The sequence below is a fragment of the Nocardioides marmoribigeumensis genome (assembly GCF_031458325.1).
Taxonomy (GTDB): domain Bacteria; phylum Actinomycetota; class Actinomycetes; order Propionibacteriales; family Nocardioidaceae; genus Marmoricola_A; species Marmoricola_A marmoribigeumensis.
Window position 1 is genome coordinate 186032 of record NZ_JAVDYG010000001.1, and the last position, 15436, is coordinate 201467.

Genomic DNA, 15436 nt, shown 5'->3' on the forward strand with positions numbered 1-15436 from the left:
GTCGCGACTCCTCGTCCCACGTGGCGGCCCCCCACCACCCGACACCGAGGAGAGTCATGACCACGACGACCACCAGCTCGCACGACATCCCCGTCGAGGCCGACCTCGACGCCGCGCCCGGACTGCTCGACGGCGCGATGTCGCTGGAGCTGACGCCGCAGCAGTGCAACCTGGAGTACTGGATCGGCGCCGTCGCCCAGGGCACGCTGCGCGGTCTCGCGAAGGGCGGCCACCGCCCCGAGACCCCCGTCCCGGACCACATGCTCCTGGAGGGCCCGCTGCGGCAGGCCCTCATCGAGGAGTTCGCCTTCCGCTCCGTCGCGGAGGAGAAGGCCACCCGCGCGCTGTCCTACCTCGTGCTGCACGCCCCCGACACCGACACCATGGAGTTCTTCGCCACCCAGCTGGTCGACGAGGCTCGTCACTCGGCCTGCTTCCGCGGCCACCTGCTCGAGCTCGGGGTCGGCGAGGAGGAGCTCGCCGAGACCGTCGAGCGTGCGGCCGGCGCGGACGTCGCGTCCGTGCTGGTGCCCCTCGAGGAGTTCGGCCTCCCCCTGGGACGCGACCACGGCGACTTCATCGGCGGGGTCATCGTGATCACCGTCCTCGTCGAGGGGGTCCTGGCCCCCGCCGCCGAGCTGAGCGAGCGCAAGTGGCGCCTGCTCGACCCGGCCGCCGCCGAGATCGAGCGCGCGGCGGGCGTCGACGAGATCCGCCACCTCACCGTCGGCAGCTCGATCGTCAAGCGCTACCTCGAGGAGCACCCCGAGGAGCTGGACCGCGTGCAGGCCCTCATCACCCGCGGCCGCGAGCTGTGGGGCAGCCTGCCGGTGCTCGACATGATCCTGCGCCGCGAGCAGCTCTTCCAGCAGGGTCTGGCCGACCACGAGGACCTGCTCGCCGACTACGAGATCGCCCCCGGCAAGCGCCTGCTCGACACCACCGCGGAGGAGCGGATGATGCTCGCCGCCACGTGGTCGCTGGAGATGCAGGAGAGCCGGCTCGCCTACATGGGACTGAGCTGACATGGAACAGCTCATGGAGCGGGCCGCCCGCGCCCTGCTCGCCCGCCGCGGCCGCGTCCTGGTCGTCTGGGCGCTGCTCTGCGTGGTCGGCGCCGGCTTCGCCGCCGGTCTCCCGGGCCGCATCGTGTCCGGCGGTGAGGCGCCGGCCTCGGCGGACTCCGAGAAGGTCGCCCGCGCCCTCGCCGACAGCCCGCTGCCCTCGCTCTTCCTCGCCGTCCGGCTGCCCGCGGACGCCTCCCCGGCGCTCACCGAGCAGGTCGTCACGAAGGTGGCCGACGAGGCCGGCGACGTCGACGGCGTCACCCGGGTCAGCCGCCTGCCCGACACCCCTCCGGTGACCGAGGACGGCGCACGCGTGGTCGTGCTGAACCTGTCCACGACCGGCGGCACGGACGGCGCGATCAAGGTCGCCCACGAGCTCGAGAGCCACGCCGAGCACCTCGCCCCCGAGGGGACCGACGTGTACGTCGGCGGGTTCGGCGCCTACCGCGACCAGCTCACCGCGCTGTCGCAGCACGACCTGGAACAGGCCGAGCGGCTCGGGCTCCCGATCGTCTTCCTCGTGCTCCTGCTGACCTTCGGGTCGGTCTGGGCCGCCGGGCTGCCGCTGGTCATCGCGCTGTCCGGGCTGCTGATGGGGCTCGGCGCGGTCGGCGCGGCGTCGTACGTCCTGCCGATGTCGGACTTCGTCACCAACTCCGCCTCGATGATCGGCGTCGCCCTCGGCGTCGACTACGCGATGTTCCTGCTGCAGCGGGTCCGCGAGCTCACCCGCCGCGGCACCTCCACCGACGAGGCGATCGTGCAGGCGATGCGCTCGACGGGCACGGCCGTGCTGTGGAGCGCGGTCACCGTCCTCGCCGCGGAGGCGACCCTCCTGCTCGTCGACAGCCGGTCGATCCGCTCGGCCGCGTTCGGCATGGTGATGGTGACGCTCTTCGCGGGCCTGACCGCGCTGGTCGTGGCCCCGGTGCTGATCTCGCTGTTCGGCCGCCGGGTCGCCGTCCCCCGCCGCCACGCCGCGGAGGGCGCCTCGACCGCCGGCTGGCGCCGGTGGGCCACGCGCGTCACCGGCCGCGGAGCGCTGTGGCTGGTGGTGAGCTCGGGCCTGCTCGTCGCCCTCGCGCTGCCCGCGCTCGGGCTGCGTGACCACGTCTCGATCTCCGGGGCCTCCACGCTGCCGGCCCACGCATCGGTGCGGCAGGCCTACGAGCAGGCCGCGCTGCGCTACGGACCGACCGCGATGTCGCCGGTCACGGTGCTCACCGACGGGCCGGACGCGCCCCTGCGGCAGGTGCTCGCGAGCTCGCCCGACGTGGTCTCGGTCGACGCCGTGCCGCTGGGCGACGGCCGGTCGGCCGTGGCGGTCACCACCACGCACGAGCCCTACTCCGCAGCGAACCGCGACTTCGTCCAGATGCTGCGGGACCGCTCCGACGGCGACTACCTCGTCGGGGGCGAGACCGCGGCCTCGATGGACGCGACCCGCGCGATGTTCGACGGGCTCCCACGGGTCGGCGTCGCGCTCCTGGTCGTGGTCGCCCTCGTGCTGCTCCTGGCGCTGCGGTCGGTCTTCCTGCCGCTCAAGGCGGTCGCGCTCGTCGTGGTCTCCCTCGGGGCGAGCCTGGGCTCGCTGCTCCTGCTCACCAGCACCGAGTGGGGAGCGAGGCTGATCGGGGCCAGCGGCCCGGGCGACATCCACCCGATCGTGCCGATCACGATCGTCGCGGTGACGGTGGCGCTCTCGACCGACTACGAGGTCATCCTCATCTCGCGCATGAAGGAGGTCTTCGAGCGCACCGGCGACAACCGCGGCGCGATCGTCGACGGCGTCGAGCACACCGGCGGTGTCATCACGAGCGCCGCCGCGATCATGGTCGCCGTCTTCTTCGGCTTCGCGATGGCCGACCTCGCGCCCCTCAAGCAGCTGGGCGTCGGCCTCGCCATCGCCGTGGTCCTCGACGCGACCGTGGTGCGCGGTGTCCTCGTCCCGGCCGCGATGGCCGTGATGGGCGCGCGCAACTGGTGGTGGCCGGGACGCCCGGTGAGCCTCCCGGTGGTGCCCGAGCCGCGACCCCGCCACGCCCGCCTCGAGGAGGTGGCGTCGTGAGGACGCTCGGCGGCACGACCTTCCGGGACTGCCTCGTCGTCGCCAACCCGGCGGCCGGCAGCATCCAGGACGACACCGCCTCCCGGGTCGCCACCGCGGTGGCGCGCTCGGGTGCACTCGAGGGCCCGCTTCGCCTGGTCCGCACCGAGGGCCCCGGCCACGCCGCGGCGCTCGCCGCGGGAGACCCGGCCGAGCTCGTCGTCGCGATCGGCGGGGACGGCACGGTCAGCGAGGTCACCCAGGTGCTCGCCGGCACCGACCGGACGCTGTGCGCCCTCCCCGCCGGCAGCGGCAACTCGACCGCCCGCGCGCTGTGGGGTGACCGCTCCTGCGACGAGGTCACCGACCTGCTGCGGCACGGCCGGACCAGGACCTGGCGCATCGACCTGCTGCGCCTCGCCGAGCTCGACGCGGTGTCGGTGCTCGGCACGTCCACCGGGTTCCTCGCGCAGGTGCTCGCCGACGCCGCGGCGTACGACGGCGTGCTGAGCGGGATCGACAGGTACTACGCGGCCGCCGCCGGACTCCTCTCCGACATGCCCGACTCCCCCACCCGCGTGAGCGTCGACGGAGCCGTGCTCAGCGACGGGCCGACGAGCTCGGTCGCGATCGGCGGCGGGAGGCACCGTGCCCGCGCGTTCGAGTTCCTGCCGCGATCGGTGCTCGACGACGGGCTGCTCGACGTCAGCACCATCGAGCACCTCACCGGGGAGGCGACCGAGAGGGTGGCCGCCACGATCCCGACCGGCGACCACCTCGACCTGCCCGGCGTGACCTACGCCCGCGGTCGCGAGGTCGTCGTGGAGCGCACCGACGGCCACCCCCTCGTCGCCGAGCACGACGGCACCGTCGTCGACGTCGGACCGCGCCTCACCGCCAGCGTCATGCCCGCCGCGCTCACCGTCCTCACCGTCCTCGACCGTCCTCGACCCTGAAGGAAACCCGTCATGACCCTCCTGACCGCCGCTCCCGAGCAGCCCCTCCACCCGGCAGCCGGACCGGGCATCCTGCCGCGGTCGGACTGGCCGTCCATCGGCAACCAGCACTGGACCGAGCTCCAACGCCGCATCAAGGCGGCCGGTCTTATGGACCCGAAGCCGGTCTACTACTGGGCCAAGATCACCTCCAACCTAGCGATGCTCGTCGCGTCGTGGGTGGCCCTCTTCGTCGTCGGCGACTCGTGGTGGTTCCTCGTGGTCGCGGCCGCCATGGCCTTCTGCTACACGCAGACCGGCTTCATCGGCCACGACATCGGGCACCGCCAGGTGACCCGCAGCCGCCGCGGGCAGGACCTCCTCGGGCTCCTGCACGGCAACCTGCTGATGGGCTTCTCCTACGGCTGGTGGGTGGGTCACCACAACAGCCACCACTCGAACCCCAACCACCTGGAGAAGGACTCCGACATCGTCCGCCGGCGGGCGATCTTCATCCCCGACCAGGGGTTCGCGGAGAAGCGCCGCACGCGCGGGACGCAGTTCATCGTGCGGCACCAGCACCTGCTGTTCTACCCGCTGCTCTCCACCGAGTCGCTCGGCCTGCGCACCGAGTCCCTCAAGGCGCTGCGGGCCCGGCTGCCGCGCCTGACCCGCACCGAGACGGTGCTGATCCTCACCCACCTCGCCCTCTACTTCGGCACGCTGGTGTGGGTCCTCGGCCCCCTCAAGGCGCTGCTGTTCGTGCTCACCATGAACGCGATGTTCGGGGTCTACATCGGCGCGGTCTTCGCCCCCAACCACAAGGGGATGCCGATCCAGCTGCCCGAGGAGGAGTGGGGGTGGCTCACCCGCCAGGTCGTCACCTCGCGCAACATCCGGTCGTCGTACCTCATCGACTTCCTGTACGGCGGTCTCAACTACCAGGTCGAGCACCACCTCTACCCGGCCATGCCGCGCAAGAACCTGCGCCACGCGCGCCCGATCACCAAGGCCTACTGCGCCGAGATCGGCCTGCCCTACCACGAGGTCGGCGTCGTCCGGTCCTTCACCGAGGTCATCGCGCACCTCTACCGCACCACGAAGTCCTACCAGGCCCTCGCCGCCACCCAGAAGGAGATCTGACCCATGTCCGTGCTCGACCGCCCCACCGACGTCGGCCAGCTCCGGCCCAGCCAGACCGCCGAGATCACCTGCGCGCAGCGGGCCGGCGAGACCCTGCGGCCTGCCGACCGCCGCCTCATCGACGACCCCGTCGCACGGGTCTTCGTCACCCGGCCCCTGCGCCGGCTGATGGTCCGCAACCGGGTCACCTCGCGCCTCACCCTGAGGACCTTCGACCACCTCTACGGCGGGTTCATGGCGATCGTCCTGCTGCGCAACCGCTGGTTCGAGGAGCTGCTCGCCGAGCTCGTGTCCGACGGGGTCACCCAGGTGGTCAGCCTGGGAGCCGGCTACGACACGACCGCGTGGCGGCTGGACCTCGGCGGCGCCACGCTCTTCGAGGTCGACGCCCCTCCGACCCAGGAGCTGAAGCGCTCCCTCACCCGCGGCCTCGAACCGCGCGGTGACCTGCGCTACGTCGCCTGCGACTTCGAGACCGACTCGCTTCCCGAGCGCCTGCTCGAGGCCGGCTTCGACCCCACGAGGCCCGCGCTGTTCGTCTGGTACGGCGTCTCGTTCTTCCTCACCCCCGCCGCCGTCCGCGTCACCCTGGAGGACGTCGCCGGGCTGGCCGCCGTCGGCAGCCGGTTCGTCTGGGACTACCTCGACCCGTCGGTGGTCGACGGCACGACGCGCTACCGCGGGGCCCTGCGCGCGCGGGCCGCGGTGGCCAAGCGTGGCGAGCCCTACACCTACGGGCTCACCGCCGACGGCGCGGAGAAGGTCATGGAGCTGCACGGCTTCCGCGTCGAGGACAACCTGTCGATGGCCCAGCTCGCAGGACGGTACGGCGGCCCGCGCGGTTTCGCCTACAGCACCGACGACTTCTTCGGGATCGTCACCGGGGTCCGCGTCCGGGACGTGCCGTGACGGCGATCGAGCGGCTGTCCACCTGGGCGTCCTCGGTGCGCCTGCCGGACGTCCCCGACCGGGTCGTCGCGCTCGCGGAGAGCCAGGTGCTCTCGCAGCTCGCGGCGGCCCGCGCCGGGCTCCAGCACCCGCTCGGGCAGCGGCTGGTCGCGGGGCTGGGCCGTCCCTTCGACGGCGCCGCCGCGCAGTCGGCGTACGTCCTCGCCGGGCTGACGTCGTGGCTGCACTTCGACGACACGGCCTATGCCGGCCACCTGTCCAACTCGACCGCGACCGTGCCGCTGGCCTACGCCCACGCGCTGGAGCTCGACGGCGAGCAGCTGCTGACCGCCGTGGTCGTCGCCAACGAGTGTGCGGCGCGGATCGCGGCGGCCGCCACGCTGGGCCGTTTCCGCGGGCAGAACGCCGCCCACACGCACGTCGCGGGCGCGGTCGCGGGACGCCTCGCCGCCGAGGCGGCGCCGCGGCAGCAGTGGGTGGACGCGCTGGGGCTGGCGTTCAGCCTCCCGCCCTACCCGCTCCTGCCGGCCTTCCTCAGCAGTGACGCGAAGACGCTCAGCGCCTCGGTGCCGGTGCGTCTCGGGCTCGACGCCTGCGACGCCGCGGCGGCCGGGCTGCAGGGGCACCCCGGGATCCTCGAGGAGCCGGACGGCTTCCTGGACCGCTTCGCGACCGTGCCGCTTCCGGAGGCCGTCGACCTCGACCTCGGCGTGCGCTGGCACACCGACTCCCTGTCCTTCAAGGTCCACCCGGGCGGGCCCGGCCTGGACGCCGCGGTCGACTGCGCCTCGGAGCTCGTGTCCCGCTTGGGGCTCCTCGAGGAGGCCGACGTCGCGTCGGTGGTGGTGGAGACCTCGCTCTACACGATCGTGGTCGAGCAGCGCGCCGGCGCGTTCGTCGACGGCCCCCGCTCGCCCGTGCACGCCCTGGTCTTCCACACGCCGTACGCCGTGGCGACGACGCTGCTCACCGGGTCCTTCTCGGGGCCTGACCTCGCCCCGCCGCGGCTCGACGACGACGCCCGGTGGGCCCTGGCCGCGCGGGTGCGGCTCGAGCACGACGAGGCGATGACGCGCGAGTCCCTGAGGTGCGAGGTGCCGTTCGGCGAGGCCGTGCGGCAGGCCGGCCCCCGGGCCGAGGCCTGGCTCTCCGAGGTCGGCGGCGACTGGCTGGTGGACCTCGTCGGCACGCCGCCACCGCCCTCGCCGACCTTCGACGGCGTGGCCAAGGCGACCCCCGCCCGCGTGGTGCTCACGCTGGCCGACGGGTCGGTGCACGTCGCGGAGCGCTCGATCCCCGTCGGCGCGACCGGTGACCCCTCACGCGACCACCACGCCTCGCTGGTGCGACGCAAGTGGTCGTCCGTGGGCGGGGACGAGAAGGTCGCCGACCTCGCCCTGTCGCTGAGGACCGCCTCGGCCTCCGACGTGCGCCTCATGCTCGAGGCCGCACTCACGCCCTGAGATCTCGCGCCGAGACGTATCACCGGCCGTCGCGAACGCCTCTTCCCTCCCGACAGATCCCCACCCCGGAGGAGACCAGCGACATGCCCGTCATCGACGAGACCGTGACCGTCCCAGCGCCCGTGCCGACCGTGTTCTCCTACCTGGTCGACGGCGAGAACCTCCCGGCCTGGGACAGCTCGATCATCGAGTGCACCCGGGTGGCCGGGGCCGCCGAGGTCGCGGTCGGCACGCGCTACGCCGGCGTCAGCAGGATCATGGGCAAGCGCCTCCCCTGGACCACCGAGGTCGTCGAGCACACCCCCGACCGCAGCGCGACCAGCCGCAGCGTCGAGGGGTCCCTCAGCTTCACCGCGACCTACGAGGTCGAGGCCGTCCCGGGCGGCACCCGTGTCCGCTACCTGCTGCAGGCCGACTCCGGCCTGGGTGGGGCCTTCGGCAAGGTGATGGAGCCCCTGGTCGAGAAGGCGCAGACCAAGGTCGTCCGCGCCAACCTCCAGCACCTCGTCGCGACGTTCGCGAAGGTGGCCTGAGATGACGCGCACGATCCTCCTCACCGGTGCCTCGGGCGTCGTCGGCAAAGCCCTGCTGCCGCGCCTGCTGCGGAGCGGCGACCGGGTCGTCGCCCTGGTCCACCGCACTCCCGTCACCCACCCCGGCGTCACCAGCATCCGCGGCGACGTCGCCGCCCCGCGGCTGGGGCTCTCCGAGCGCGACCACGCCGCCCTGGCCCGCCAGGTCGACGTCGTGGTCCACGCCGCCGCCGTCACCGACTTCAACCGCAGCGACGGGTCGCTCGAGGCCACCAACATCGCGGGGACCAGCAACATGGTCGCCCTGGCCGAGGCCGCCGGAGCCCTGCTCTACCACGTGTCCACGGCGTTCGTCGGGGTCGGCAGCACGGTCGGTCGCGGTGAGCAGGCCGCCGGCTACGCGGCCTCCAAGGCCCAGGGTGAGGACGTCGTACGACGGGCCACGGTGCCGCACGTGATCCTGCGGCCGAGCGTCGTGATCGGGGACTCCGAGACCGGCGAGATGGCAGCCTTCCAGGGCCTGCACCAGGTCGTGCAGGGGCTCTTCGCCGGCCTCGTGCCGATCATCCCCTTCGACGCCGCCTGGCCGATCGACTTCGTCCCCGTCGACGTCGTCGCCGACTGCATCGCCACCGTGGTGGAGAAGCGCGTGACCGAGGGTGAGCTCTGGCTCGCCGCGGGCGACCGCGCGCTGCGCCTCGACGACGCGATGGACGTCGCGGTCGAGTGGGCCCACCGGTGCGGCGTCGAGGTCGACACCCCGCGGTTCGTCACCCCCGACCTGTGGGACCGGCTCATCGCGCCGGTGTTCCTCGACGAGCTGCCCGACTTCGTGGCCAGGTCGGTGACCCGGATGCTGGAGTTCTTCACGACGTACCTCCAGGACGGGCAGACCAAGCCGAGCAGCCTGCGCGAGCTCGAGGCCCTCGGCGCGATGCCGCTGCCGGACCAGACCGAGTCCCTCGCCGCGAGCCTGCACCACTGGGCCGACGTCAAGGGGCACCACCTGTGCGAGGCGACCAGGAGCGCGGCGTGAACCACCTCGACCGCGACCTGGTGCTCGCCAGGTACGACCAGCACGTCAGCTCCTCCCTCGCCAACATCGCCCGGATGGTGTCGACCCCGGTCGAGACCCACGCCGAGGGCGCCCACGTCCACGGCAGCGACGGCCGGACCTACCTCGACTGCGGCGGCTTCGGGGTGTTCCTTCTCGGGCACCGCCACCCCAAGGTCGTCGAGGCGGTCCACCGCCAGCTGGACCGCAACCCCCTGGCCACGCGGCTGTTCCTCAATCCCGAGCTCGCCGACGCGGCCGCGGAGCTGGCGTCGGTGTCCCCCGCCGGGCTCGACAAGGTGTTCCTGACCAACTCCGGCGCCGAGGCGACCGAGGTCGGCATCAAGCTCGCCCGCCTCGCCGGCAAGGGACGCGTCGTCGCGACCACCGGTGGCTTCCACGGCAAGACGACCGGCGCGCTCAGCGTCACCGGCCGGCCGCAGTACCGCGACCCGTTCGGGCCGCTGCTGCCCGGCGTGGAGTTCGTCGCCTTCGGCGACCTGGCCGCGCTCGAGGCGGTGATCGGCCCCGACACCGTCGTCATCCTCGAGCCGGTGCAGGCCGAGGGCGGCGTGCGGGTGCCGCCTCCCGGCTACCTCCGCGCGGTGCGCGACCTGTGCACCACGCGCGGCGCGCTGCTCGTGCTCGACGAGATCCAGACGGGTCTCGGCCGGCTCGGCACGTGGTGGGGTGCGGACCGGGAGGGCGTCTCCCCCGACGTGCTGCTCACCGGCAAGATCCTCGGCGGCGGCGTGATGCCGGTCGGCGGAGTCGTGGCCACCGCCGAGGTGTTCGCGCCCCTCGACGCCGACCCCCTGCTGCACTCCAGCACCTTCGCCGGCAGCCCGCTGGCCAGCGCGGCCGTGTCCGCGACGATCGGCGTCCTCCGCGAGGAGGGGCTGGTCGAGCGCACCGCCGAGCTCGGCCCGCACGTGCTGGAGATGACCCGCGCCGCCATGGAGCAGCACTGCCCGCACCTGGTGACCGAGACCCGGGGCGAGGGGCTCCTCGTCGGCGTGGACCTGGTCACCGCCGAGGCGGCTACCGAGCTCCTCATCGCCCTGCTCGACGAGGGCGTCATCCCGTCGTACTCCCTCAACTCCAGCAACGTCCTGCGGCTCACCCCGCCGGCCGTGCTGACCACCGACGACCTGCACCGGCTCGAGTCCGCACTGGACCGGGCAGCAGCCACCCTCGGCCGGACCCTCCGCGCCGCCGCCTGACCGCCGACACCACTGACCGCCCCACCACACAAGGAGAACACCACCATGCGCATCGTCGAGATCCTCATCGACGTCCCGGACCGGACCGCCACCGAGGCGTACGCCGCCCTGGCCGACTTCGAGCGCTACCCGGACCTCGCCGACGCCGTCAACAGCGTCGCGGTCACCCGGGTCGCCGAGCACGTCACCCGCTCCGCGTGGGAGGTGAAGTTCCGCAACGGCCTGCTCCGCTGGGTCGAGGAGGACACCTTCGACGCCGCGGGTAGGACCATCACGTTCCGCCAGCTCGAGGGGGACGTGGCCGTCTTCGACGGCTCCTGGCGCTGCCTCGACGCGGCGGACGGGGCCCGGATCGCCTTCCACGCACGGATCGACATGGGCATCCCCAGCCTGGCCGACGCGCTGGAGCCGATCGCCGCCCGCACGCTGGTGGACAACACCGTCGCGATCGTCGGCGGCCTCCTCGACGGCGCCGCCCTGCACGCCTCGAGCGTGGCCACGCCGGACCAGCAGGCGGTGGCGTGATGACGATCATGAGGCGCGAGCGCGCGACGCTCGAGGACTACCTCCCCGGCCTGGACAAGTACCTCGCCGACCGGCCCCTGGAGGAGCTCGAGGCGCCCGGCAACGGGTCGCTCGAGGTCTTCCGCGAGGTCGGGGGGCCGGCGCTCATGGTGCCCGCGGACCTCGGCGGCAAGGGGGCCAGCCTGGTCGACGCCGTGCGCATCCAGCGCGCGGTCGGCAGCCGGTCCCCCAGCCTGGCCGTGGCCAGCACCATGCACCACTTCTCGGTCGCCTCGCTCGTCGAGCTGACCGCCGTCGGTGACGGCTTCGAGTGGGCCATGCTCACCGCCATCGCGGAGCAGCAGTGGCTGCTGTCCTCGGGGTTCGCCGAGGGCCGGCCCGGCCAGCACATCCTGTCCCCCGGCATGCGGGGCACCGCCGTCGAGGGCGGCCTCCTCGTCAACGGCGTCAAGAAGCCCTGCTCGCTCACCTGGTCGATGCACCTGATGTCGGCCAGCGTCGCCGTCACCGACCCCGACGGCGGCCCCGACCGGCTGGCCATCGTGCTCATCCCGGCCGAGTCCGAGGGCCTCGAGCGCACGAGGTTCTGGCAGTCGCCGGCGCTCACCGGCGCCGAGAGCGACCAGGTCACGCTGACCGACGTGCTCGTCCCCGAAGCGCTCGTGTTCTACCCCGAGGACGGCGACCACATGGACCCGATCCAGGCGCGCGGCTTCGTGTGGTTCGAGCTGCTCGTCTCCGCGTCGTACCTCGGCGCGGCGACCCGCCTGGCCGAGCGCGTGCTGCGCGAGCACCGCGGGTCCGACCAGGACCGGACCGACCTCGCCGTCGAGCTGGAGACCGCGATGGCCGCGCTGGAGGAGGTGGCGCGGGCCTCGGAGACCAGCGAGGACGACGACGACCTCCTCGCGCGCGCGCTGTTCGCGCGCTACGCGACCGAGCGCACCATCGAGCGCGTCGTGATGGCCGCCTCGGCGGCCGCCGGGGGGATGGCGTTCATCGGCAGCGGCGAGGTCGCCTACCTCCTCGCCGCCACCCGCGCCCTGGCCTTCCACCCGCCCTCCCGAGCGGCCGCCTCCGGCCCGCTCGCGGCGTACCTCGCCGGCGAACCGCTGGCCCTCTAGGAGACGAGACCCATGGACTCCCACAACCTGTTCTTCACGCGCGCGACGGCGTACTGGCTGCGGGCGGAGTACGCCCTGGCCCTGGCCGTCGCCGTGGTGCTGGCCGTCCTGCACCTCGGCGAGATCCGATGGCTGTCCTTCATCGGGCTGTTCCTCTACATCGACCTCATCGGCTACCTGCCCGGCGCCGTCGCGTTCCGCCGGTCGCCGGACGGCCGGGTCCCGCTCGCCTACTACCGGCTCTACAACGTCATGCACTCCCACCTCAGCGCCGCGCTCGTCGCCGGGGTCTGGTGCCTGGTCGTGGGCCCGGAGTGGGCGCTGCTCGCGCTGCCGATCCACCAGTGCGGCGACCGCGCGCTCTTCGGCAACTTCCAGAAGCCCTACGGCCTGTCCTTCGAACCCGCTACCCACCCCGCCTACCAGGAGCTCGTGAACCGCTATGACCAGCCAGACCCTGCACGCCCCCCAGACCGAGCCGTCGTCCGCACAGCTGCTTGAGCGCCACGCCGACAACCCGTCGGCCTACCTCGCCCTCAACGAGGGCACGCAGCACTTCCGCGCACCCGGCATCGACGGCCTCGTGGCCTACCGCCCGGCCGGCCGGCGGGCCCTCGTCCAGCTCGGCGGCGCCTTTGCGGCACCGGAGGACCGGCCGGCCCTGCTGGCCGCGTTCGCGACGTACGCCGAGGAGCGGCGGCGACGGATCGTCGCCGTCCAGCTGCTCCGTGAGGACGCGGAGCTCTACGCCGCCAACGGCTTCGTGGTGAACCAGCTCGGCGCGAACTACGCCCGGGCGCTCGCGGGGTTCGACCTCAAGGGCAAGAAGCACGTGTCACTGCGCAACAAGGTCTCCCGCGCCCGGCGCGCCGGCGTCACGGTGACCGAGACCCCGCTCGACGCGCGTCTGCGGCGCGAGCTCGAGGAGGTCGACGCCGTCTGGCTGCGCGCCAAGGGCAGGCACGTCAAGGAGATCCAGCTCATGGTCGGCGAGGTCGGCGGCGAGGCCCAGGCGCAGCGCCGGCTCTTCGTCGCCCGTGACGAGGCCGGGCAGGTGCTCGGCTACCTCTCCTTCGCCCCCGTCTTCGGCAGCCGCGCGGGCTGGCTGCACGACCTCTCGCGACGTCGTCCCGACGCCCCGCCCGGGGTGCTCGAGCTGCTCGTGGTCAGTGCGGTGGAGGCCTTCCGGGCCGAGGGTGCGGGCTTCCTCCACTTCGGGATGACGCCGTTCACCGGCCTCGACCCGGCGCACGAGGTCGAGGGGGCCAGCCCGATGACGGCGCGGTTCGTGCGCCTGCTCGCGGAGAAGGGCTCGTTCGTCTACCCGGCGGCCGCCCAGCTGGCCTACAAGGAGAAGTGGGCGCTGGACCTGGTCGAGCCGGAGTACGTCGCCTTCCAGGGCCGGCTCACGCCGGGGGCCCTGGTGGCACTGCTGCGGGTGACCAACTCGGTCTGAGGGTGCCCGCCGGCCCGGGCCAGGGCAGCCCGCGAGCAAGCCGGCCGTCTTGACTGGTTCGAACATGTGTTCGATCATGGAGCCATGTCCTCCAGCCGCTCCGTGCCGCTCGACCCGGGGCGGCCGGTCGTCGACCAGCTCCGGGAGCGGGTGGCGGCGATGGAGCGGCGACCAGCCCTGGAGCCGGTCCCCACGATGCCGGACATCGCCGAGGTCCTGCAGCTGCATGCGGGGGCGACGTACGCCGTCGACTCCGCCTCCCTGGCGCTGGCCCTGGCTGCAGGGGCGTCGCAGGCCGGAGAGTGGGTCGGCTTCGCCGGCTGCCCCGACTTCGGGGCCGAGGCGGCGGCCGAGGTCGGCATCGAGCTCTCGCGCACGGTCCTCGTCCCCGACCCCGGCGAGCACTGGCTCGAGGTGACAGCGGCGCTGGTCGACGTGCTCCGCGTGGTGGTCCTCCGGCCTCCCGCCTCGGTCAGCGAGCGCACCGCGGGCGTCCTCGACTCGCGGCTGCGCACCCGCTCAGCCGTCCTCGTCGTCCAGGGCGAGTGGCCGCGCGCGACCGCCCGGCTGAGCACCGAGCTGTCCACCTGGCGCGGCCCGACCTCGGGCACCGGACGGCTCGAGGAGCGGCGCGCCCGCGTCGCGGTGCACCGGGGCGCCCGCCCCCCGCTGCGCGCCGACCTCACCTGGCCCGGCCTGCGTCGCGTCGACCGGCCGGCGCACGAGGACCTCCGGGCGTCCGGCTGACGCACGAGCCGACGTTAGGACGTTAGGACGTCAGGACACGACCGTGCGGGAAAAGTACGCCGAGTCGGTGTTGGCCGCGACGAACGCCGGGTAGATCTGCGTGGGGATCTTCAGCGCGGGAGAGCCGTTCTTGGCCGTGGCCTGCGACCAGGAGGTCGACTTCAGGGTGCCCGAGGTGCCACAGGGGTTGGTGTACGAGTAGCCGTTCTTGCCCGTGAGGGTCGCGGACCCGCCCCCGGCCTTGGCCACGAGCGTGGCCGACGCCGCCGTGCCCTTGAAGGTCGGCAGCGTCACCGACGACAGCGACCTGGAGTCCGACCGGTAGGCGCCCGCGGGGCTCGAGAGCTTGACGTTGCGGTAGGCGTAGGCACTGGCCTTCGTCCCGGTCCGGTAGCCGCTGATGCCCTGGTAGGACGTGGCACTCGAGCGCGTCACCGACCAGCTCAGCGAGCTCGCGCACGGCGGCTTCGGGCTGGGGCAGGGGTTGGGGTTGTCGTAGCTCCAGCTCACCGAGCCGGTCCCGAACGTGATCGAGCTGGACGCCTTGCCGACGTTGCCCCAGGCCTTGGTGGCGGACTTGGCGAAGGCGATGCCGCTCACCGCGACCTTGCGCGTCTTGGAGGAGACCTGACCCCCGCAGGAGGTCGTCTTCGCCGGGTCCGTGGGGCGGAAGCTCAGCTTGACCCTGCCGCGGTCACCGGTCTGGGTCGAGGTGAGGGTCAGCGTCCCCTTGCCCGTGCTGTCCATGGTCAGGTCGGCGGCACGGGCCTTGTAGGACCAGGAGTGCGACTCGGTGCCGTTGGCCATCGACAGCGACACGGTGGTGCCGTCGCTGTAGGAGTAGCCGGAGACGCTGAAGACGATCTTCTTGCCGCTGGTCGACGTGAGGGTGGTGCGGGCGTACATGCTCTTGCCGGTCAGGGTGCTTCGTGCGCTGGTCGAGGCGGCCGGGTCGCCGGCAGCAGTGGCGACCGCCGCGCCCGCCACACCCACGACCTGGAGGGCAGCGGCGGCGCACACAGCAAGGACGGATGTTCGAGACGAACGCTTCATGGTTCCCCCACGATGGTCGAGTGGCCCGTCGGTCGGGCAGTCAGCGGGACGCTACTCGCGAGATTGGGCTCCCGTCAGGGTCCCGGGTCCGAGACGGGCCTTTCGTCACGGTTCCCCGTCTTGACGAGATCGAACAGGTGTTCGATCCTTGGGCATG

General features: G+C 72.9%; 15 protein-coding genes. 14 read left to right on the plus strand and 1 reads right to left on the minus strand.

The genetic code is table 11. The features are described 5' to 3' along the window. Positions 1-56 precede the first annotated feature (56 nt). The 14 genes from J2S63_RS00855 to imuA' all read left to right on the plus strand — a co-directional run bounded on the left by J2S63_RS00855 (position 57) and on the right by imuA' (position 14226). Entirely contained in the window at positions 57-1025 is a 969-nt protein-coding gene (locus J2S63_RS00855; protein WP_310297349.1) for a ferritin family protein, read from the plus strand. A gap of 1 nt (position 1026) precedes the next feature. Beyond that, positions 1027-3135, plus strand: coding sequence for an MMPL family transporter (locus J2S63_RS00860; protein WP_310297351.1), 2109 nt, complete (start codon positions 1027-1029; stop codon positions 3133-3135). Beyond that, positions 3132-4070: a diacylglycerol/lipid kinase family protein gene (locus tag J2S63_RS00865; RefSeq protein WP_310297353.1), complete on the plus strand. Its 939-nt coding sequence runs from the start codon at positions 3132-3134 to the stop codon at positions 4068-4070. The genes J2S63_RS00860 and J2S63_RS00865 overlap by 4 nt, the downstream gene beginning before the upstream one ends. A 12-nt stretch (positions 4071-4082) precedes the next feature. Next, positions 4083-5192 carry a fatty acid desaturase family protein gene (locus tag J2S63_RS00870; protein ID WP_310297356.1) on the plus strand — a complete coding sequence of 370 codons (1110 nt, stop codon included), beginning with the start codon at positions 4083-4085 and terminating at the stop codon, positions 5190-5192. A 3-nt stretch (positions 5193-5195) separates the two neighbouring features. Next, positions 5196-6101, plus strand: coding sequence for a class I SAM-dependent methyltransferase (locus J2S63_RS00875; protein ID WP_310297358.1), 906 nt, complete (start codon positions 5196-5198; stop codon positions 6099-6101). Beyond that, positions 6098-7564 carry an MmgE/PrpD family protein gene (locus J2S63_RS00880; RefSeq protein WP_310297361.1) on the plus strand — a complete coding sequence of 489 codons (1467 nt, stop codon included), beginning with the start codon at positions 6098-6100 and terminating at the stop codon, positions 7562-7564. Before J2S63_RS00875 ends, J2S63_RS00880 begins: the two co-directional genes overlap by 4 nt. Positions 7565-7647: 83 nt before the next feature. Beyond that, complete coding sequence (locus J2S63_RS00885; protein ID WP_310297365.1) at positions 7648-8097, plus strand: SRPBCC family protein; 450 nt, start codon at positions 7648-7650, stop codon at positions 8095-8097. A gap of 1 nt (position 8098) precedes the next feature. After that, positions 8099-9133: an SDR family oxidoreductase gene (locus J2S63_RS00890; protein WP_310297368.1), complete on the plus strand. Its 1035-nt coding sequence runs from the start codon at positions 8099-8101 to the stop codon at positions 9131-9133. After that, the gene (locus tag J2S63_RS00895) at positions 9130-10374 is read left to right on the plus strand and encodes an aspartate aminotransferase family protein (protein ID WP_310297370.1); all 1245 of its coding nucleotides are present in this window, start codon (positions 9130-9132) and stop codon (positions 10372-10374) included. Before J2S63_RS00890 ends, J2S63_RS00895 begins: the two co-directional genes overlap by 4 nt. A gap of 45 nt (positions 10375-10419) precedes the next feature. After that, complete coding sequence (locus J2S63_RS00900; RefSeq protein ID WP_310297373.1) at positions 10420-10899, plus strand: type II toxin-antitoxin system RatA family toxin; 480 nt, start codon at positions 10420-10422, stop codon at positions 10897-10899. Next, complete coding sequence (locus J2S63_RS00905) at positions 10899-12023, plus strand: acyl-CoA dehydrogenase family protein (protein WP_310297376.1); 1125 nt, start codon at positions 10899-10901, stop codon at positions 12021-12023. Before J2S63_RS00900 ends, J2S63_RS00905 begins: the two co-directional genes overlap by 1 nt. Positions 12024-12035: 12 nt before the next feature. Then, the gene (locus J2S63_RS00910; protein ID WP_310297379.1) at positions 12036-12524 is read left to right on the plus strand and encodes a hypothetical protein; all 489 of its coding nucleotides are present in this window, start codon (positions 12036-12038) and stop codon (positions 12522-12524) included. Beyond that, positions 12466-13479: an MprF family protein gene (locus J2S63_RS00915; protein ID WP_310297383.1), complete on the plus strand. Its 1014-nt coding sequence runs from the start codon at positions 12466-12468 to the stop codon at positions 13477-13479. Before J2S63_RS00910 ends, J2S63_RS00915 begins: the two co-directional genes overlap by 59 nt. Positions 13480-13563: 84 nt before the next feature. Further along, complete coding sequence (imuA', locus tag J2S63_RS00920) at positions 13564-14226, plus strand: DnaE2-dependent mutagenesis accessory factor ImuA' (RefSeq protein ID WP_310297385.1); 663 nt, start codon at positions 13564-13566, stop codon at positions 14224-14226. A gap of 30 nt (positions 14227-14256) precedes the next feature. Here the strand turns inward: imuA' and J2S63_RS00925 are convergent, their stop codons facing one another. Continuing rightward, positions 14257-15219 (minus strand): hypothetical protein, encoded by a 963-nt coding sequence (locus tag J2S63_RS00925; protein ID WP_310297389.1) that lies wholly within the window; start codon positions 15217-15219, stop codon positions 14257-14259. Positions 15220-15436: the final 217 nt, after the last annotated feature.